Annotated in this window: 14 protein-coding genes; 9 read left to right on the forward strand and 5 right to left on the reverse strand. The window is 72.3% G+C overall.

Features of this window, described 5'->3' with window-relative positions:
- The first annotated feature begins 1 nt into the window (after position 1).
- From GQR16_RS11900 to GQR16_RS11915, 4 genes are read left to right on the forward strand one after another with little or no spacing between them, the layout of a single operon-like run.
- The gene (locus GQR16_RS11900) at positions 2-1,054 is read left to right on the forward strand and encodes a carbohydrate ABC transporter permease (RefSeq protein ID WP_157415359.1); all 1,053 of its coding nucleotides are present in this window, start codon (positions 2-4) and stop codon (positions 1,052-1,054) included.
- Positions 1,051-1,920: a carbohydrate ABC transporter permease gene (locus GQR16_RS11905; protein ID WP_157415360.1), complete on the forward strand. Its 870-nt coding sequence runs from the start codon at positions 1,051-1,053 to the stop codon at positions 1,918-1,920. Before GQR16_RS11900 ends, GQR16_RS11905 begins: the two co-directional genes overlap by 4 nt.
- Entirely contained in the window at positions 1,917-4,391 is a 2,475-nt protein-coding gene (locus GQR16_RS11910) for a beta-xylosidase/alpha-l-arabinosidase (protein WP_157415361.1), read from the forward strand. Before GQR16_RS11905 ends, GQR16_RS11910 begins: the two co-directional genes overlap by 4 nt.
- Positions 4,391-6,124, forward strand: a complete 1,734-nt coding sequence (locus GQR16_RS11915; RefSeq protein ID WP_157415362.1) for a glycoside hydrolase family 43 protein — start codon at positions 4,391-4,393, stop codon at positions 6,122-6,124. Before GQR16_RS11910 ends, GQR16_RS11915 begins: the two co-directional genes overlap by 1 nt.
- A gap of 145 nt (positions 6,125-6,269) precedes the next feature.
- Here the strand turns inward: GQR16_RS11915 and GQR16_RS11920 are convergent, their stop codons facing one another.
- The gene (locus GQR16_RS11920) at positions 6,270-7,304 is read right to left on the reverse strand and encodes a LacI family DNA-binding transcriptional regulator (protein ID WP_211373503.1); all 1,035 of its coding nucleotides are present in this window, start codon (positions 7,302-7,304) and stop codon (positions 6,270-6,272) included.
- Positions 7,305-7,417: 113 nt separating this feature from the next.
- Here GQR16_RS11920 and xylA point away from each other — a divergent pair, with 113 nt between their 5' ends.
- From xylA to GQR16_RS11945, 5 genes are all read left to right on the forward strand, one after another.
- Positions 7,418-8,611: a xylose isomerase gene (xylA, locus tag GQR16_RS11925; protein WP_157415364.1), complete on the forward strand. Its 1,194-nt coding sequence runs from the start codon at positions 7,418-7,420 to the stop codon at positions 8,609-8,611.
- 211 nt (positions 8,612-8,822) lie between these two features.
- The gene (locus GQR16_RS11930) at positions 8,823-10,217 is read left to right on the forward strand and encodes an FGGY family carbohydrate kinase (protein ID WP_157415365.1); all 1,395 of its coding nucleotides are present in this window, start codon (positions 8,823-8,825) and stop codon (positions 10,215-10,217) included.
- 308 nt (positions 10,218-10,525) lie between these two features.
- Positions 10,526-11,572, forward strand: coding sequence for a sugar ABC transporter substrate-binding protein (locus GQR16_RS11935; RefSeq protein WP_246200767.1), 1,047 nt, complete (start codon positions 10,526-10,528; stop codon positions 11,570-11,572).
- A 211-nt stretch (positions 11,573-11,783) separates the two neighbouring features.
- Positions 11,784-12,536 (forward strand): ATP-binding cassette domain-containing protein, encoded by a 753-nt coding sequence (locus GQR16_RS11940; RefSeq protein ID WP_157415367.1) that lies wholly within the window; start codon positions 11,784-11,786, stop codon positions 12,534-12,536.
- On the forward strand, positions 12,533-13,843 hold the full coding sequence (locus GQR16_RS11945; protein WP_157415368.1) for a sugar ABC transporter permease: 1,311 nt from the start codon (positions 12,533-12,535) through the stop codon (positions 13,841-13,843). The genes GQR16_RS11940 and GQR16_RS11945 overlap by 4 nt, the downstream gene beginning before the upstream one ends.
- 112 nt (positions 13,844-13,955) lie before the next feature.
- Here GQR16_RS11945 and GQR16_RS11950 read toward each other — a convergent pair whose 3' ends face one another.
- The 4 genes from GQR16_RS11950 to GQR16_RS11965 all read right to left on the reverse strand — a co-directional run bounded on the left by GQR16_RS11950 (position 13,956) and on the right by GQR16_RS11965 (position 18,575).
- Positions 13,956-14,990, reverse strand: coding sequence for a DUF1648 domain-containing protein (locus tag GQR16_RS11950; RefSeq protein WP_157415369.1), 1,035 nt, complete (start codon positions 14,988-14,990; stop codon positions 13,956-13,958).
- Positions 14,987-15,340 (reverse strand): GntR family transcriptional regulator, encoded by a 354-nt coding sequence (locus GQR16_RS11955; RefSeq protein ID WP_157415370.1) that lies wholly within the window; start codon positions 15,338-15,340, stop codon positions 14,987-14,989. The genes GQR16_RS11950 and GQR16_RS11955 overlap by 4 nt, the downstream gene beginning before the upstream one ends.
- Positions 15,341-15,423: 83 nt before the next feature.
- On the reverse strand, positions 15,424-16,569 hold the full coding sequence (locus GQR16_RS11960) for a glycerate kinase (protein WP_157415371.1): 1,146 nt from the start codon (positions 16,567-16,569) through the stop codon (positions 15,424-15,426).
- Positions 16,566-18,575, reverse strand: a complete 2,010-nt coding sequence (locus tag GQR16_RS11965; RefSeq protein ID WP_157415372.1) for a beta-galactosidase — start codon at positions 18,573-18,575, stop codon at positions 16,566-16,568. Before GQR16_RS11965 ends, GQR16_RS11960 begins: the two co-directional genes overlap by 4 nt.
- Positions 18,576-18,620 lie beyond the last annotated feature (45 nt).

Raw genomic sequence — 18,620 nt, forward strand, 5'->3', positions numbered from 1 at the left:
CATGAGCGTTCGCACCAACTCACCCGCCGAAGGGCGAGTCGACGCGGACGACGTCACGGCCGGGGGCGGCACGCCGTCCCCGGCCCCCGGCCGGGTCGCCGCGACGTCGCCCCGCCCGGGACGTCGGCCCCGCCCCGACCGCCCCCGCCGCGACCACCTGAAGACGATCGAGATCGCGGTGCTCGTGGGCCCCGCCCTCATCGTCTTCCTCGCCTTCGTCATCTTCCCGGTCGTCATGGCCGGCTACTACGGGTTCTTCCGGTGGAAGGGCTTCGGGCCGCCCACCGACTTCATCGGCCTGCAGAACTACGTCACGATCCTGCAGGACACCGCGTTCCACGAGGCGCTCTGGCACAACGCGATCATCGTCGTGATGTCGCTCGTGCTGCAGGGGCCGGCCGCGCTGCTGCTCGCCCTGCTCCTCAATCGCCCGATGCGCGGCCAGTCCGTGATCCGGGTGCTCATCTTCGTGCCCTACGTGCTCGCAGAGGTCGTCGTCGGCACGGGCTGGAGCCTGATGCTGCAGAGCGAGGGCGCCCTGAACGGCCTCCTCGAGAAGATCGGGCTGGGCGGCCTCGCGCAGGACTGGCTCGCCGACCCCGACATCGCGATCTGGACCCTGCTCGGCATCATCACCTGGAAGTACATCGGCTTCGCCGTGATCCTCTTCCTGGCCGGCCTGCAGGGCATCCCGCAGGAGCTCACCGAGGCGGCCCAGATCGACGGCGCCTCCTACTGGCAGATCCAGCGCCGCATCACCCTGCCCCTGCTCGGGCCGACCCTGCGCATCTGGGCGTTCCTGTCGATCATCGGCTCGCTGCAGCTGTTCGACCTCGTCTACATCATCTGGGGCCAGTACGTGGCCTCGACGGCGGGCACGTCGACCATGGCGACCTACATGGTCGCCAACGGGCGCAACGCCGGCAACTACGGGTACGGCAACGCCGTCGCCGTCGTGCTGTTCCTCATCTCGCTCGTCGTCGCCCTCGTCTACCAGCGCTTCGTGCTGCGTCGCGACACCGCCGGCGCCCTCACCGAACGGACTGGCCGATGACCGCATCGATCGCCCTGCCGCGGGCCAGGCGGCCTCGCGGGTCGGGCACCCTGCCATGGGGCAGCCCAGCCATCTACTTCGTCGGCTTCGTCGTCGTCGCGCTCATGCTCGCGCCGATCGCGTACATCATCATCGGCGGCTTCCGCACGAACTCGCAGATCACCGCGGACCCGTCGGCGCTCCCCGCGCCGTGGGTGTTCGCGAACTACGCCGAGGTGCTCGTGAGCACCACGTTCTGGGGCGAGGTGCTGAACTCCACGGTCGCCGCGGTCGTCACCACGGTCGGCGTCGTCGCACTGGGCCTCATGGCCAGCTACGTGCTCGCCCGGTACCGGTTCAAGAGCCGGGGCCTGCTCTACGCCGTGTTCGCCGCCGGGCTCATGTTCCCGATGACGGTCGCGATCACGCCGCTCTACCTCGTGGTGCGCAACCTCGGCCTGACGAACTCGCTCGCCGGCGTCATCCTGCCGCAGATCGCGTTCGCCCTGCCGACCACGATCATCATCCTCGTGCCCTTCCTGCGGGCGATCCCCGACGAGATCGAGGAGGCGGCCTCGATCGACGGCTGCTCGCGCCTCGGCTTCTTCTGGCGCATGGTGCTGCCGCTCGCCCTGCCCGGCGTCATCACGGTCGGCATCCTCGCGTTCATCGCGAGCTGGAACAGCTACATCCTGCCGCTGTTCATCCTGAACAACGAGGCGACGTACACGCTGCCGTTGGGCGTGCAGGCGTTCGCGTCGCAGTACTCGGTCGACACGGCCAAGGTGCTCGCGTTCACGTCGCTGTCGATGATCCCGGCACTCGTGTTCTTCAGCATCTTCGAGCGCCGCATCGTCGGCGGCCTGACCGGGGCGGTGAAGGGATGAGCGCGCACGAGCAGACCACCACGGCGACGGATGCCGCGGGCCTCGCGCCCTGGCACGACGTCACGCGTCCGATCGGCGAACGCGTCGAGGCGCTCATCGCCGAACTCGCCCTCGAGGAGAAGATCGCCCAGCTCTACGGCGTCTGGGTCGGCGCCTCGGCAGAGGGGCTCGACGTCGCCCCGAACCAGCACGAGATGAGCGGCGACGTCGATCTCGACGAGCTGCTGCCGAAGGGCCTCGGGCAGTTGACGCGCCCCTTCGGCACGGCGCCGGTCGACCCGGGCCTCGGGGCGCTGTCGCTCGCCCGCACCCAGCGGCGCATCGTCGCCGAGAGCCGGCTCGGCATCCCGGCGCTCGCGCACGAGGAGTGCCTCGCGGGCTTCGCGACGTGGGGCGCAACGGCCTATCCCGTGCCGCTGTCGTGGGCGGCGACGTTCGACCCAGACCTCGTCGAGCGGATGTCGCGGCGCATCGGCGACGACCTGCGACGCGTGGGCGTGCACCAGGGTCTCGCCCCCGTGCTCGACGTCGTGCGCGACGCCCGTTGGGGCCGCGTCGAGGAGACGATGGGCGAGGACCCGTTCCTCGTCGGCACGATCGGGGCGGCCTACGTGCGCGGCATCGAGTCGGCCGGCGTCGTCGCGACCCTCAAGCACTTCGTCGGGTACTCGGCCTCGAAGGCGGGTCGCAACCTCGCACCGGTCTCGGTGGGGCCGCGCGAGCTCGCCGACGTGCTGCTGCCGCCGTTCGAGACGGTGCTGCGCGAGGGCCGACCGCGCTCGGTCATGAACGCGTACACCGACCTCGACGGCGTGCCGACCGCGGCCGACGCCGCCCTGCTCACCGACCTGCTCCGCGACACGTGGGGCTTCGCGGGCACGGTCGTCGCCGACTACTTCTCGGTCGCCTTCCTGCAGACCCTGCACGGCACGGCCGGTTCGCTGGCGGATGCCGCGGCCGCGGCGCTCGTCGCCGGCATCGACGTCGAACTGCCGACCGTGCACGCCTTCGGGGCCCCACTCGTGCAGGCCGTCGCCGACGGGCGGCTCGACGAGGCGGTGCTGGATCGCGCGCTGCGCCGCGTGCTGGCGCAGAAGGCCGAGCTCGGCCTGCTCGACCCCGACTGGGACGCCACGCCCGAGGCCCTGGCCGGCCTCGCCGACGACCCCGAAGCGGTGCGCGGCGCGATCGACCTCGATCCCCCGGCGAACCGGGCACTCGCGGCCGAGGTCGCCGAGCGCGCCGTCGTGCTGCTTCGCAACGACGGCACCCTGCCGCTCGTCGGCGACGGCCGCACGAGCCCGGGCCGCACGCCCCCGGCCCGCACGCCCCCGGCCCGCATCGCGGTGATCGGCCCGACGGGCGACGACCGGTTCGCGGTGCTCGGCTGCTACGCGTTCCCGACGCACGTCGGCGTGCACCATCCCGACTCCGGCGACGGCATCGAGCTGCCGACGCTCGTCGCCTCGCTGCGGGCGGAGTTCCCCGACGCGGTCGTCGAGTTCACCGCAGGGACGAGCATCTCGGGCGGCGAGACCGACGGATTCGCCGCAGCGGCGGCCACGGCATCCGCTGCCGACCTCGTGGTGCTCGCCCTCGGCGACCGCGCCGGCCTCTTCGGCCGCGGCACGAGCGGCGAGGGGTGCGACGCCGAGACGCTCGCGCTGCCCGGCGCCCAGGCCGGACTGCTCGAGGCCGTGCTCGATGCCGGAACCCCGACGATCGTGACCCTGCTCGCAGGCAGGCCGTACACGCTCGGCACCGCGCCTGAGCGTGCGGCGGGCATCGTCGCGGCGTTCTTCGCCGGCGAGGAGGGCACCCGGGCGATCGCCGGCGTGATGAGCGGGCGTGTCGCCCCGAGCGGGCGCCTGCCCGTCTCGGTGCCCCGCTCCGCGGGCGTGCACCCGTCGACCTACCTCGCGTCGAGGCTCGCACGCAGCAACACCGTCTCGAGCATCGACCCGACCCCGCGCTACCCGTTCGGCCACGGCCTGACCTACACGGCGTTCGAGTGGACCGACCTCGTCGGCGACGCGCCGACGGTCGGCATCGGCGGAGAGGTCGTCGTGAGCCTGCGCGTGCGCAACTCCGGCGAGCGCACCGGCGTCGAGGTCGTGCAGCTCTACCTGCACGACCCCGTGGCCTCGGTCGTGCAGCCCGTGCAGCGCCTCATCGGGTTCGCACGGGTCGAGCTCGGAGCCGGCGACGCCGCCGACATCCGCTTCGCCGTCCCGACCGACCTCGCGTCGTTCACCGGGCGCGACGGCGTGCGAATCGTCGAACCCGGAGCGCTCGTGCTGAGCGCGGGCCGTTCGAGCGACGACCTGGCGTCGGCCCACGAGGTGCAGCTGACCGGCGCCGTGCAGGTCGTCGACCACACACGTCGGCTGCGGCTCGAGGTCGAGATCTCGGTCGGCGTCGTCGAGGTGGCGGGCGCGGGCGCTTCCGCAGGTGCGGGCGCCGTCGGCTGATGGCGCTCGCCCGCAACCCGGTGCTGCCCGGCTGCCACCCCGATCCGAGCGCGTGCCGGGTCGGCGAGGAGTTCTTCGTCGTCACGTCGAGCTTCGAGCTGTTCCCCGGGCTCCCGGTGCACCGGTCGCGCGACCTCGTGCACTGGGAGCTCGTCGGACACGCGATCCACCGCGAGACGCAGGTCGACCTGTCGGGCGTGCCCGCGAGCGGCGGGCTGTTCGCCCCGACGATCCGGCACCACGACGGGCGGTTCCTCGTGGCGTGCACGCTCGTCGACGGCACGGGCCGTTCGGGCAGCTTCATCGTGACGGCCGCCGATGCGGCCGGCCCCTGGTCGGACCCGGTGTGGGTCGAAGGGGCCGAGGGCATCGACCCGTCGATCCTCGTCGATCGCTCGGGCCGGGCGTGGTGGAGCGGCACGCGGCTCGCCGACCCGCCGGCGTGGCCCGAGCAGACCGAGGTCTGGGTGCGCGAACTCGACCTCGCGACCCTGCAGCTCGTCGGCGAGGAGCGGGTCGTGTGGAACGGCGCGGTCACCGGGGCGGTGTGGGCCGAGGGGCCGCACCTGTACGACCTCGACGACGGCATCCTGCTCCTCGCGAGCGAGGGCGGCACCGAGCGCCATCACGCGGTGAGCGTTGCGAGGGCCGATGCGCCGCTCGGCCCGTATCGCGGCAGCCCGGGCAATCCCGTGCTCACCCACCGGCACCTCGGGTCGACCGCTCCCGTCGCGAACGTCGGCCACGCCGAGCTCTTCGACGACGGCCGCGGCGGATGGTGGGCGACCGCGCTCGCGACCCGGCGCGTCGACGGCCGCGAGGCGTTGCAGGCGCGGGAGACCTGGCTCGTGCCCGTGACCTGGGAGGACGGCTGGCCCGTGTTCGCGCCCGGGCTCGGCCGGCTCTCCGACACGGTCGAGGTGCCGTGGGCGGATGCCGCGGGCGAGGCGTCCGTCGGGGGCGAGCCGTTCGTCGGGGGCGAGCCGTTCGTCTCGGGCGGGCCGGATGCCGCGGGCCGGCGCTCCGGGCGACGGCTCGACGGTCTCGTCGACGGGGCCGTCCACCCGGAGCTCGCGCTCGTGCGCACGGCGCCCGGCCGGCTCCGCGTCACCGTGGATCCCGCCGCGGGCGCCCTGCTCCTGCATCCGTCGTCGCGATCGCTCTCGGAGGCCGCACCGCACGCGCTGCTCGCGTGGCGGCTCGAGGAGATGCACGCGACCCTGTCGGCCTCGGTCGCGCTGCCGGCCGGTTCGGCGGTCGATCCGGCGGCCGACCCGTCTGCCGACCCGTCTGTCGACCCGACGGCCGACCCGACGGCCGACGGCGACGGGGGCGGTCACGCCGGCCTGGTGCTGCGGCTGAGCGACGCCCGGTTCGTCACCCTCGCGGTGCACCGCGCGCCGGACAGTACCGCAGCGGCATCCGTCGTCCGCGTCGAATTCGTGCGGCACGTCGACGGCGTGGACGAGCCGCTGGGCACGGTCGTGCTGCCGGCCGGGACCTCCGACGCCGGGGCCTCCGACGCCGGGATCCCGCTCGCCCTCGAGATCGACGGCTTCACCTGCCGTGCGAGCGTCGCCGGCACGCCGCTCGGCGAGGCCGACCTCACGGCCCTGAGCCCGAGCGAGGGCGGCGGGTTCTTCGGCGTGCTGGCGGGTGCGTTCGCCACCGGGGACGCAGCGCAGGCCGGGCCGACCGCTTTGCGCGACCTCGGGCTCGCCCACCACGCCTGACCGATCCGCAGGCGTCACGCACCGGCGCGCCCCGCGCTGCGCCCGACCGCGCCACGGGCGTCCGACGCATCGGGGTGCCGTTCGTCCGCACCCGGATGGGTCGAACGCCCGTCGCACGCACCCGGAGATGCGGATGCGCGTGCGTTCAGGCCCGCGGCGGCGCCGTGCTCTCGCGCACGATGAGGTTCGTCGCGAGGTCCATGCGGGGCGTGCTCTCGGGGTGCGGCTCGCCGCTCAGGCGGATCGCGAGGCGCGCGGCCTCCTCGCCCATGCGCCGCAGCGGCTGGTGCACAGTCGTGAGCGGCGGACTCACCCACGGCGCGAGCGTGATGTCGTCGTAGCCGACGATCGAGAGGTCTTCGGGAACCGACAGCCCGACCTCGCGGGCGGCGTCGAGCACGCCGAGCGCCTGGAGGTCGCTCCCGGCGAAGATCGCGGTGGGGCGCCGCCCGGCCGGCAGCGCGAGCACGGCCCTGGCGTGGTCTCGGCCGCCGCCGACCGCGAAGTCGCCGAAGCGCACCCACCCCGGGTCGACCGCGAGACCGGCCTTGTTCATCGCGCTGCGGTAGCCGTCGAGACGGGCGAGCGAGCACATCATGTCTTCGGGCCCGGTGATCGCGGCGATGCGCCGGTGGCCGAGCTCGATCAGGTGCCTGGTCGCCGCGAGCCCGCCCGACCAGTTCGCCGAGCCGACGCTCGGCACGTCGGGCGAGGGGTCGCCCGCCGGGTCGACGATGACGTACGAGATGCCGCGCGCGTGCAGCCGCTCTCGGTACTCGGGCGAGAGCTCGGAGAACACGAGCACGACTCCGACGGGTCGGCGGCGGATGACGCCGTCGATCCACTCGGGGTCGGGCGCGTGCCGGTCGCCGCTCACGGTGAGCACGACGCTCAGTCCGTGCTCCTTGGCGACGGCCTCGACGCCGCCGATCAGCTCCATCGACCAGATCGGGTCGAGGCCGTGGAAGACCAGCTCGAGCAGTTCGGCCCTCGTGTCGGAGCGGCCGGCGCCCCGGCGCACGTAGCCGCGTTCGTGCAGGACGCGCTCGATGCGCTCCCGTGTCGGCTTGGACACGTCGGTTCGCCCGTTCAGCACTTTCGAGATCGTCGACAGGCTGGCGCCGGTCGCTTCGGCGATCTCGGCGAGTGTGACCCGGTCTCCCTCGGCATCCGTCTTCATGTTTCGAAGCATAGACGCGAAAGTTGCGTGATTCGAGACTTGCGCCGGGATGCGCGTCCGGTTTATGTTGGGCGTGCCAACAAATCATCGAAGACGCTGAAAGGCGGATCTCCATGGCCAGCGCGCCCACCCGCGACGACAAGTTCTCCTTCGGTCTCTGGACGGTCGGGTACAACGGCACCGACCCGTTCGGCGGCCCCACCCGCGAACCCCTCGACGTCGTGCACGCCGTCGAGAAGCTCGCCGAGCTCGGCGCCTACGGCCTGACGTTCCACGACGACGACCTGTTCGCCTTCGGCTCGACCGACGCCGAGCGCCAGAGCCAGATCGACCGCCTCAAGGGCGCGCTCGACGACACCGGCCTCATCATCCCGATGGTGACGACCAACCTCTTCAGCGCACCCGTCTTCAAGGACGGCGGCTTCACGGCCAACGACCGCGACGTGCGCCGCTTCGCCCTGCGCAAGGTGTTCCGCCAGCTCGACCTCGGCGCCGAGCTCGGCGCGAAGACGTTCGTCATGTGGGGCGGCCGCGAGGGTGCCGAGTACGACTCCGCGAAGGACATCCGCCAGGCACTCGAGCGCTACCGCGAGGCCGTCAACCTGCTCGGCGACTACGTCACCGACAAGGGCTACGACATCCGCTTCGCGATCGAGCCGAAGCCCAACGAGCCCCGCGGCGACATCCTGCTCCCCACCCTCGGCCACGCGATCGCGTTCATCGACTCGCTCGAGCGCCCCGAGCTCGTGGGCCTCAACCCCGAGGTCGGACACGAGCAGATGGCGGGCCTGAACTTCGCCGCCGGCATCGCGCAGGCGCTGTACCACGGCAAGCTCTTCCACATCGACCTCAACGGCCAGCGCGGCATCAAGTACGACCAGGACCTCGTGTTCGGCCACGGCGACCTGCACAACGCGTTCGCGCTCGTCGACCTGCTCGAGAACGGCGGCCCCGGCGGCGTGCCCGCCTACGAGGGCCCGCGCCACTTCGACTACAAGCCGAGCCGCACCGAAGACGAGAAGGGCGTGTGGGAGTCCGCCGCGGCGAACATGCGCACCTACCTGCTGCTCAAGGAGCGCGCCGCGGCCTTCCGCGCCGACCCCGAGGTGCAGGAGGCGCTCGAGGCGGCCAAGGTGTTCGAGCTGTCGACCCCGACCCTGAACCCGGGCGAGACCTACGACGAGTTCCTGGCCGACCGCTCGGCCTACGAGGACTTCGACGCCGACGCCTACCTCGGCGGCAAGGGCGGCGGCTTCGTGCGCCTGCAGCAGCTCGCGACCGAGCACCTGCTGGGCGCGAGGCCGTAGGCCTCGCGAAAGGCGGCAGCCGCAGCCCCATGAGGTGCGCCAGCACCGAAGGGCGTGCTGCGGCAGTCTCGGGTTCGTGACCTTTCATGCCGACCTCGAGAAGCCGACCAGCTGCTGAAGCCACCCCTGCGCCGGGTTCGACGACTCGGCGCAGGGGTTTTCCCGTACCTGCACCACCTCCACCTGCACCACCGACAGAAAGGGGCGGGCTTTGGCGCTCGTCGCAGGGGTCGACTCGTCGACCCAGTCATGCAAGATCGTCATCCGGGATGCCGCCACGGGCGCCCTCGTGCGCTCCGGGCGCGCACCGCACCCCGACGGCACCGAGGTCGCCCCTGCCGCGTGGTGGGGCGCGCTGCTCTCCGCGATCGGCGACGCCGGCGGACTCGACGGCGTCGAGGCGATCTCGGTCGGCGGGCAGCAGCACGGCATGGTCGTGCTCGACGCCGAGGGCCGCGTCATTCGCGACGCCCTGCTCTGGAACGACACGCGCTCGGCGCAGGCTGCGCTCGACCTCATCGCCGAGGTCGGCGCCGACGAGTACGCGCGCCGCACGGGCGTCGTGCCGGTCGCCTCGTTCACCGCGACCAAGCTGCGCTGGCTCCGCGATGCCGAGCCGGATGCCGCGGCGCGCGTGGCCGCGGTGGCCCTCCCCCACGACTGGCTGACGTGGCGCCTGCGCGGGTACGGCCCGGCGGGCGAGTCGCCCCTCGGCCCCGTGCTCGAGGAGCTGACGACCGACCGGTCCGACGCGAGCGGCACGGCCTACTGGGGCGCCGACGGCTACGACCGCGATCTGTTCGTGCGCGCCCTCGGGCACGACGCGATCCTGCCGCGCGTGCTCGGCCCGTCGGAGTCGGCGGGGCGCACGCCCGACGGCATCCTCGTGGGCGCCGGGGCGGGCGACAACGCCGCGGCCGCGCTCGGCCTCGACGCGGCATCGGGCGACGTCGTCGTCTCGATCGGCACGAGCGGCACGGTCTTCGCGGTGACGGATGCCGCCGTCGCCGACGCCTCGGGCACGGTCGCCGGGTTCGCCGACGCGACGGGCCGCTTCCTGCCGCTCGTGGCCACGCTCAACGCCGCCCGGGTGCTCGACGCGTTCGCGCGCGTGCTCGGCGTCGACCACGACGGGCTGGGCCGGTTGGCGCTCGAGGCCGACCCCGCGGCATCCGGCGCCGTGCTCGTGCCGTACTTCGAAGGCGAGCGCACGCCCAACCTGCCGAACGCGACCGCGCACCTCGACGGCTTGAGCCTCGCGAGCATGACCAGGCCGAATCTCGCGCGCGCCGCGATCGAGGGCATGCTGTGCGGCCTGGCCGACGGGCTCGAGGCCGTCGAGCGCCTCGGCGTGACCGTCGAACGCGTGCTCGTGATCGGCGGAGCGGCGCAGAACCGCGCCGTGCGCGCGATCGCCGCACAGGTGTTCGACGCCCCGGTCGTGATCCCGGAGCCGGGCGAGTACGTCGCCGACGGGGCCGCCCGACAGGCCGCCTGGGCGCTCGTCGGCACGCGTCCGGAGTGGCCGATCGAGCTCGCAGCGACCCTGCCGGGCGACCACCGCGCCGACATCCGCGAGCAGTACTCGCGGGTCTCCGGTCGCTGAATCGATTCGACTCCAAAGAAATCTCCGCCGCCGCGGGAGGCCGCCTCGGCCCCCGCGGCGGTCGTGATTCCGGGCATGTGACAGTCGCATGCCGCCACCCGGGCGGAACGCCCGATCGGGAACCGATTTCCCGATTTCGTGTGACGTGTCACATCGCGATTCGCGTTACTCGATCGTTATCAGCGCGGCCCTCCGGCGGGGCTTACCGAGTCGTAAGTTTCGTCGTGCCGATGTCAGTGCAGACGCGGTAGCAGTGATTGTCCTGCACACTCACCAGTCAGAAGGGGAGAACGATGAAGAAGGCTTCATTGATCTCGATCACAGCCCTCGCCGGAGCATCGATGCTGTTGCTCGCAGGCTGTTCCAGCAGCGGAGGCGACGGCGGAAGCACCGACGACGCCACCGCGACCCGCGCTTGCGTCATCCTGCCCGATGCCGCGTCCTCGCCTCGTTGGGAGAACGGCGACCGTCCGGCCCTCGAGAAGGCGATCACCGACGCCGGGTTCGAGGCCGACATCCAGAACGCCCAGGGCGACACCAGCAAGTACGCCACGATCGCCGACCAGCAGCTCAGCAAGGGCTGCGGCGTCATGCTCCTCGTCGACTACAACGGTGCGGCCGTCGCCGTCGCCGCCAAGGCGAAGGACCAGGGCATCCCGGTCATCGCGTACGACCGTCCGATCGAGGGCGCCGACTACTACGTGTCGTTCGACAACGAGCAGGTCGGGGCGCTCGAGGGTCAGTCGATCCTCGACGGCCTCGCCACGGCCGGCAAGGACCCGAAGACCGCGGTCGTGGTCTACATGGGCGGCGACCCCGCCGACGGCAACGCGAAGATGTTCCACGACGGCGCCGTGAGCGTCATGGAGCCCGCCGGCATCAAGCCCGCGCAGGAGCCCCCGGGAGTCTGGGACGGCGACAAGTCGGCGACCAACTTCGAGCAGGCCCTGACCGCCCTCGGCGGCAAGGTCGACGCGGTCTGGGTCGCCAACGACACCAACGCCGCGGGCGTCATCACGATCCTCGACAAGAACGGCCTCACCGTTCCCGTCTCGGGTCAGGACGCCTCGATCGCCGGTCTCCAGAACGTGCTCCTCGGCAAGCAGACCGCCACGGTCTACAAGCCGTTCGCGCTCGAGGCCGACGCCGCCTCCGAACTCGCCATCCAGCTCCTGAACGGCGAGACCCCCTCGGTCGACAAGAAGCTCGACGACGGCACCCCCTACATCGCCGTCACGCCGATCCTCGTCGGACCCGACGACGTGCAGACGGTCGTCGACGACGGCAACGCCGACGCCGCCGAGATCTGCACGGCCGACGTGGCCGCAGCCTGCACCGAGCACGGCGTCGGATAATCCCATCCGATCCGGCGGGAGGTTCCGGGGCGTTCATTCGCCCCGGGGCCTCCCGCTCCCGCACGACCGCACCACGCGGCGCCCGTCCGCTTCCCCGCTTCCCCTGCTTCCCGCTTCCCGCTCCGCCCGCGCCAGCGCACGCGTACGCACACCCCGAGCACTCGCACCGCAGCTTCCGGAACAGCGCAGTTCCCCACAGAAAGGACCCGGCATGGACCAGCCGATCATCGAGCTGAGAGGGGTTGTGAAGAGCTTCGGCCCCGTGGATGTGCTGAAGGGCGTGAACTTCACGGCCTACCCCGGAAAGATCACCGCCCTCGTCGGCGACAACGGCGCCGGCAAGTCGACCCTCATCAAGGGACTCGCCGGTGTGCAGCCCTACGACGACGGCGAGGTGCTCTTCAACGGCGAGCCCGTGAACCTCCACACGCCGCGCGATGCCGCCCACCTCGGCATCGAGGTCGTGTACCAGGACCTCGCGCTCTGCGACAACCTCGACATCGTGCAGAACATGTTCCTTGGTCGCGAGGAACTCGCGGCCGGCACGTTCGACGAGGGCGTCATGGAACGCGAGGCCGCCGAGACCCTGCGACAGCTCTCGGTGCGCACCGTCAAGTCGGTCCGGCAGAAGGTCTCCTCGCTCTCGGGCGGCCAGCGCCAGACCGTGGCCATCGCCCGCTCGGTGCTGAAGAAGGCGAAGGTCGTCATCCTCGACGAGCCGACCGCCGCACTCGGCGTCGCCCAGACCGCCCAGGTGCTCGCGCTGGTGAAGCGCCTCGCCGAGCAGGGCGTCTCGGTCGTCATCATCAGCCACAACCTGGTCGACGTCTTCGAGGTCGCCGACTACATCAGCGTGCTCTACCTCGGCCAGATGGTCGCCTCGGTCGAGACGTCGAAGACCACGAACGAAGACGTCATCGGCTACATCACCGGCGCGAAGACCTACGAAGGAGAGCACGCATGAGCGGCGAGCAGGGCACTTCGGCTCCGACGTCGACACCGCCCACCGATTCCACGACGGCCCTCTCGGCGCTCAGCACCGAGGCGCTCATCGGCAGCGGGCAGGAAGGCGGCCTGATGGATCAGGTCCGCGCCTGGCTGCAGCGCGTCCGCGGCGGCGACATGGGCGCACTTCCCGCCGTCGGCGGCTTCGTCGTGCTCAGCATCCTGTTCACGATCCTCAGCCCGTTTTTCTTCACCGAGCGCAACTTCGCGAACCTGCTCACGCAGGCGGCCACCCTCGTCATGCTCGGCATGGCGCTCGTCTTCGTGCTGCTGCTCGGCGAGATCGACCTGTCGGCCGGTGTCACGGCCGGCCTCACGATGGTCATCTTCGTGGTGCTCATCGCGGTCGTGAACCTGAACTGGGTGCTTGCGCTCGCGATCGCCTTCCTCACGGGCATCGCGATCGGCACGTTCATCGGCTTCTTCGTGGCGAAGGTCGGCATTCCGTCGTTCGTGGTGACCCTGGGCCTGTTCCTCGGATTCCAGGGCCTCGAGCTCATCATCATCGGCGCCGGCGGCCTGTACCGCGTCGAGACCCCCGAGATCCTCGCGATTCAGAACGGCACGCTCCCGCCGTGGGGCGGATGGGTCATGCTCGCCGTCATGCTCGCGATCTCGGCCGGGACCTCGTTCCTCGACCGGTCGCGCCGCACGCGGGCCGGAGTGCCGAACCGAACGATCGCGCTCGTCTGGGCGAAACTCATCACGATCCTCGTGCTCGGCGGAATCGTCGTCGCGATCCTCAACCAGAACCGCGGCACGGGCTTCAAGGCCATCGAGGGCGTGCCGATCGTGGTGCCGATCACGCTCGCGATCCTGTGGCTCGGCACGTTCGTGCTCGACCGCACGAAGTTCGGCCGGTACATCTACGCGGTCGGCGGCAACGCCGAGGCCGCCCGTCGTTCCGGCGTCAAGGTCGCGACGATCCGCTGGTGCGCGTTCATCGTGTGCTCGTCGCTCGCGGTCGTCGCCGGCCTGTTCAGCATCAGCAAGGTCGGATCGGTCGATGCCGCGGCGGGCCGCGACATCGTGCTGAGCGGCGTGGCGGCGGCCGTCGTCGGCGGCGTCAGCCTCTTCGGCGGTCGCGGCCGTCTGATCCACGCGGCGATCGGCGCACTCGTGATCGCCGTCATCACCAACGGACTCGGCCTGCTCAACCTCCCGGCCGGCGTCAACTACGCGGTGACCGGCGGCGTGCTGATCCTCGCGGCCACGGTCGACGCGATCTCGCGCAAGCGCGCGGGCGGCTCGATCCTGCGCACCTGACCTCCGGCGCTCCGAACCAGGCCTCCCGAGCCGAACGGGCCCGTGCGATGTCCCCGCACGGGCCCGTTCTCGTGTCTGGGGCACGCCACTTCGAAGCGACGGATGCCGCGGCTCAGCGTTTCGCGGCCGCCAGCGCGTTCAGCAACGCGGCGCCCGTGCGGGCGTCGGCGACCGTCACGACAAGGGGCGCGGCACCTGTTCGCTCGACCTCGATGGCCTCGCCCGAACGGATGATGATGCCGCGCCGGCCGTGCATGTCGAACCGGAAGCCCCACCCGCCGAACTCCGCCGGCAGCACGTCGACGTCGGCTGCGGAGATCACGCGGTCGAGCGGCACATGGGAGAGCGGGAACCCGAGCAACGTGCGCACGACGAGGCCGTTGCGGTCGACCGTGACGCGGATCCAGGCGGTCGTCGCGAGCAGCAGCACGAACACGAACAGCAGCACCCAGAGCCACCACGCCTCCGGCGCGAGCACGAGCGGTACGGCCGTCACCGCCAGCGCCAGGCCGATGAGGAACGCCACGAGCCATGGCGATGACGAGGTCTCGGTCCACACGGCCCGCTCGCCGGGCGCGAGGTCGAGCGCAGGCGTCGCCGCGGGAGCATCCGACGCCGAGCGATCGGGCGCAGGCAGCACGCGCCACGCGATCCATCCGACGAGTGCGCCGAGCAGCAGGCCGCCGATGATCGCGACGGGAACCGACCAGGCAGGCGCCTCGACCCCTTCGAGTTGCAGTCCGTACAGCGCGAGCATGATGCCGCTGACCGCGACCGTCGTCGCGGGGGCGAACACGGCGGTCGGGCGCACCCTCGCGAGGTAGCGCACGGGCCGGCCCTCGCCCTGCCGCATGGCCCTGGCTCCGCCGAAGGTCGCGATGGCGAGGGCGAGCACCAGGCTGAGCGAGATCACGGCCGAGCCGAGCACCGCCCGGCCGGGCGTGGTCCAGCGGTCTGGCTGGCCTGTCGCGTCGAAGTGCACGGCGATCTCGTCGGGCATGCGCGGAATCCAGAGCAGTTGCACGAGCGTGGTGACGGCGACGATCGCGAACGGGATCCAGACGACGACGGCCCAGACGAGGCGGCGTTCGCGGCGATCGCGTGCCTGGACGGTGGTCGTGTCAGCAGCGGTTCCGTGGTCGGTCATCGGTCGAGTTCCTCTCGGACGAGCGCCAGCACGGCGTCTGGGGCGATGCCGCGCTCACGGGCGGCGGTGACGAGTTCGGCGGCGAGGCGCCGCGTCTGCTCGAGTTCGGGTGACGCGGCGCGCACGACGGCTCCGCGCCCGCGGCGCAGTTCGAGCAGGCCCTCGTCGCGCAGGGTCTGATAGGCGTGCAGCACGGTGTGCTGGTTCACGTCGAGCGACTGGGCCAGGTCGCGTGCCGCGGGCAGGCGTTCGCCCGCGGCCACGCGGCCGGCGAGGATCTCGCCTCGGACCGCGCGCGCGAGCTGCTCGAACAGCGGCGTGCTCGAGGCGGGGTCGATGCGGATGATCACGCGTTCCATTGTTCTAGTTGCAGCTAGAACAAGTCAAGTTGAGCACTCGAGCGGGCGGATGCCGCCGGCCGGCGTCGGCCGGGTCAGGAGCAGGCGAGGGCGGCACCCGCCGCCTCGAGCCAGCGCGCGGGGTCGGCCATGGCCGCGGCGCCGGATCCGGCGAGGTCGGTGAGCGACGCGGAGGCCGAGAACGCGGAGGCATCCGCGGTGATGGACCCCGCGACGAGTGCCACCGGAACCCCGGCCGCACGCGCGAGCGCCGCGACCTCGGTCGGCGCCTTGCCCGCCTCGGACTGCCCGTCGAAGCGGCCCTCGCCCGTGACGACGAGGTCGGCTCCGGCGAGGGCGTCGGCGAGCCCGACGGCCTCGGCGACGAGCCGGGCGCCGGCGCCCATGCTCGCGCCCCAGGCGAGGAGCCCGAAGCCCGTGCCGCCGGCTGCTCCGGCGCCCGGCGCCGAGGCGAGCGCGGCGCCCGGCGATGCACCGGGCGCCGCACCGTCGGACGATCCGGCCGGCAGGGCCGCGGCCACGGCGTCGGCGAGGCGCGCGAGGTTCGCCTCGAGCACCTCGACGGTCGCCGGGTCGGCTCCCTTCTGCGGTCCGAACACGGCCGCCGCGCCCAGCGGTCCGAGCAGCGGGTTCGTGACGTCGCCGAGGATCAGCACGCCGCCGGGCGGCAGCGCGCGCAGCCCCGAGAGGTCGACCGAGGCCACCGACGCGAGTCCACGCGAGCCGAGCAGCACGGGCCGACCGTCGCCGTCGAGGAACCGCGCGCCGAGCACCGCGAGGGCTCCAGTTCCGCCGTCGCTCGACGCACTGCCGCCGAGGCCGAGCAGCAGCCGGGTCGCCCCGGCGTCGAGGGCGGCCGCGATCGCCTCGCCGAAGCCGCTCGTGTGCGCGTCGAGCGGCTGCAACGGATCAACGAGGCCGAGGCCGCAGGTCGCGGCGAGCTCGACGACGGCGGTGCCGTCGGGCAGGCGCAGCCACGAGGTGCCGACGGCGCGGGAGCCGGGGGCGGGCGGCGCGACGGTGAGCGCCACGCGCTCGGCGCCGGGCACCGAGGCCGCGAAGGCATCGAGCGTTCCCTCGCCGCCGTCGGCCATGGGCCGCTGCACGAGGTCGTCGCCGGGGCTCGCGCTGCGCCAGCCGCGGGCGAGCGCCGCTGCGGCGTCGGCCGCATCGACCGTGCCCTTGAACGAGTCGGGCGCGAAGACGACGCGGCGGCTCATGCGGCTCCCTCGCGCACGATGGCCCACTCCCACGCTGCGAGCTCGACGCCGTCGACGGCCCCGCCCGTGACGAGGTCGGTGCCCGCGAGCGGCACGCCGGCCGTCGGCCCGCCGTGGTTGATCGCGGTCACGACGTCACCGCGGCGGGCGACCTCGACGTGCTCTGGCAGCCCCTCCACGATCGGGGCGACGGATGCCGCGGCGAGCAGGTGATCGACGACGGACTGCGTTCCGCGCTCGTCGGGCACGGTCGCGAGGTAGCGGGCGGTTCCGGAGCCGTGGCGGCGGGCCGTGAGCGCGGGCCGGCCGGCGAGGCGCCCCCCGACGAACGAGGCCTCGACCGCGGCGTCCGTCACGTGGATCTCCTCGGCGAGCAGCGTGCCGGCGGACTCGTCGAGCACCCCGCCGCCACCGTGCGAGCCGCCGAACGGCGCGAACCGCTCGCCGGGCTCCCCGGCCGGCGCATCCGGCGCGACGAGGGCGCCGAAGTCCTCGAGGCGCACGCCGAACACGTCGCCGAGCTGGGTGAGGAACCCCCCGAGCCGGAATCGGTCGGCATCGTCGACCACGTCGGTGTACGGCCCGGCGAGCAGGTGCCCGCCGCCCTCGACGAACGAGGCCAGCGCCGCGGCATCCGCTTCGCGCACGAGACCGAGGAGCGGTGCGACGACGAGGTCGTAGCGGTCGTCGACCCGGGCGGCCGGCACGACGTCGACCTGCACGTGCCGGCGGTGCAGCGCGCGGTGCCAGCGCTGCACGACGGCCGGGTAGTCGATGCCGTTCATGGGGTGGTCGGAGGCCTCGACGGCCCACCAGTTCTCCCAGTCGAAGACGAGCGCGACCCGGGCGTCGCCGCTGGTCGGCGCGGGCAGCGACGGCAGGGCCGCGAGCGCCTCGCCGAGCGCCGTGACCTCGCGCCAGGTGCGCGTGTCGGTGCCGGCGTGCGGCAGCATCGCCGAGTGGAACTTCTCGGCGCCCGCGCGCGACTGCCGCCATTGGAAGAACAGGATGCCGTCGGCGCCGCGCCCGATCGCCTGGGCGCTGAGCGCCGCCATCTGGCCGGGGGCCTTCGGCGCGTTCGACGGGCGCCAGTTGAGCGCGTTCGTCGCCTGCTCCATGAGCACCCAGGGTACGTCGGGCTTGAACGAGCGCACGAGGTCTCGCTGGAACGCCGCCGTGCGGAAGCCCTCGGGGTCGTTCGGGTCGGGGTAGCAGTCGTCGCTCACGAGGTCGAGGTGCGGTGCCCACTGCTCGTAGTTCGCGGGCTTGAACGCGCCCATGAAGTTCGTCGTGATGGGCTGGGTCGCGCCCGCCGCACGGATGAGGTCGCGCTCCATGAGGTAGCACTCGAGCAGCATGTCGCTCGTGAACCGGTGGTAGTCGAGCATCTGGCCGGGGTTCAGGCTGTACGGCGCCTTGCGCGGCGGGAACACCTCGTCGAACGAGCCGTAGCGCTGCGCCCAGAAGTTCGTGCCCCACGCGAGGTTCAGCGCGTCGACGTCGCCGTAGCGGTCGGCGAGCCAGCGACGGAACGCGTCGCGCGCGGCATCCGAGTAGTCCATGTTCAGGTGGCAGCCGTACTCGTTGTTGACGTGCCACATGACGACGGCCGGATGCCGCGAGTACCGCTCGGCGATGGCGCTCACGAGGTCGCCGGCGAGGCGTCGGTACACGGGCGACGAGGGCGCGAACTGCTGACGGCTGCCCGGCCAGTAGGTGGCGCCGTTCTCGTCTTGCGGGAGCAGCTCGGGATACGCGGCACTCGCCCACGGCGGCGGTGAGGCGGTGGCCGTGGCGAGGTCGACGGCGATGCCGCCCTCGTGCAGCAGGTCGATCACGCGGTCGAGCCAGGCGAAGTCGAACTCCCCCTCGCACGGCTGGATGCGAGCCCACGAGAAGATGCCGAGGCTGACCATCGTGACGCCGGCCTCGCGCATGCGCGCGACGTCGTCGGGCCAGACCTCTTCGGGCCACTGCTCGGGGTTGTAGTCGGCTCCGTAGTGCACGTGGTTCCTCCGTCGTTGGCGGGAAAGCGTATTCCAAGCCTACCC

The sequence above is a fragment of the Agromyces allii genome (assembly GCF_009749385.1).
Taxonomy (GTDB): domain Bacteria; phylum Actinomycetota; class Actinomycetes; order Actinomycetales; family Microbacteriaceae; genus Agromyces; species Agromyces allii.

What these genes read in the sequence shown, in the direction of transcription:
- GQR16_RS11900 (WP_157415359.1), top strand. Translation starts at nt 2, where the DNA reads ATGAGCGTTCGCACCAACTCACCCGCCGAAGGGCGAGTCGACGCGGAC.
- GQR16_RS11905 (WP_157415360.1), top strand. Translation starts at nt 1,051, where the DNA reads ATGACCGCATCGATCGCCCTGCCGCGGGCCAGGCGGCCTCGCGGGTCG.
- GQR16_RS11910 (WP_157415361.1), top strand. Translation starts at nt 1,917, where the DNA reads ATGAGCGCGCACGAGCAGACCACCACGGCGACGGATGCCGCGGGCCTC.
- GQR16_RS11915 (WP_157415362.1), top strand. Translation starts at nt 4,391, where the DNA reads ATGGCGCTCGCCCGCAACCCGGTGCTGCCCGGCTGCCACCCCGATCCG.
- GQR16_RS11920 (WP_211373503.1), bottom strand. Translation starts at nt 7,304, where the DNA reads ATGAAGACGGATGCCGAGGGAGACCGGGTCACACTCGCCGAGATCGCC.
- xylA (WP_157415364.1), top strand. Translation starts at nt 7,418, where the DNA reads ATGGCCAGCGCGCCCACCCGCGACGACAAGTTCTCCTTCGGTCTCTGG.
- GQR16_RS11940 (WP_157415367.1), top strand. Translation starts at nt 11,784, where the DNA reads ATGGACCAGCCGATCATCGAGCTGAGAGGGGTTGTGAAGAGCTTCGGC.
- GQR16_RS11945 (WP_157415368.1), top strand. Translation starts at nt 12,533, where the DNA reads ATGAGCGGCGAGCAGGGCACTTCGGCTCCGACGTCGACACCGCCCACC.
- GQR16_RS11950 (WP_157415369.1), bottom strand. Translation starts at nt 14,990, where the DNA reads ATGACCGACCACGGAACCGCTGCTGACACGACCACCGTCCAGGCACGC.
- GQR16_RS11960 (WP_157415371.1), bottom strand. Translation starts at nt 16,569, where the DNA reads ATGAGCCGCCGCGTCGTCTTCGCGCCCGACTCGTTCAAGGGCACGGTC.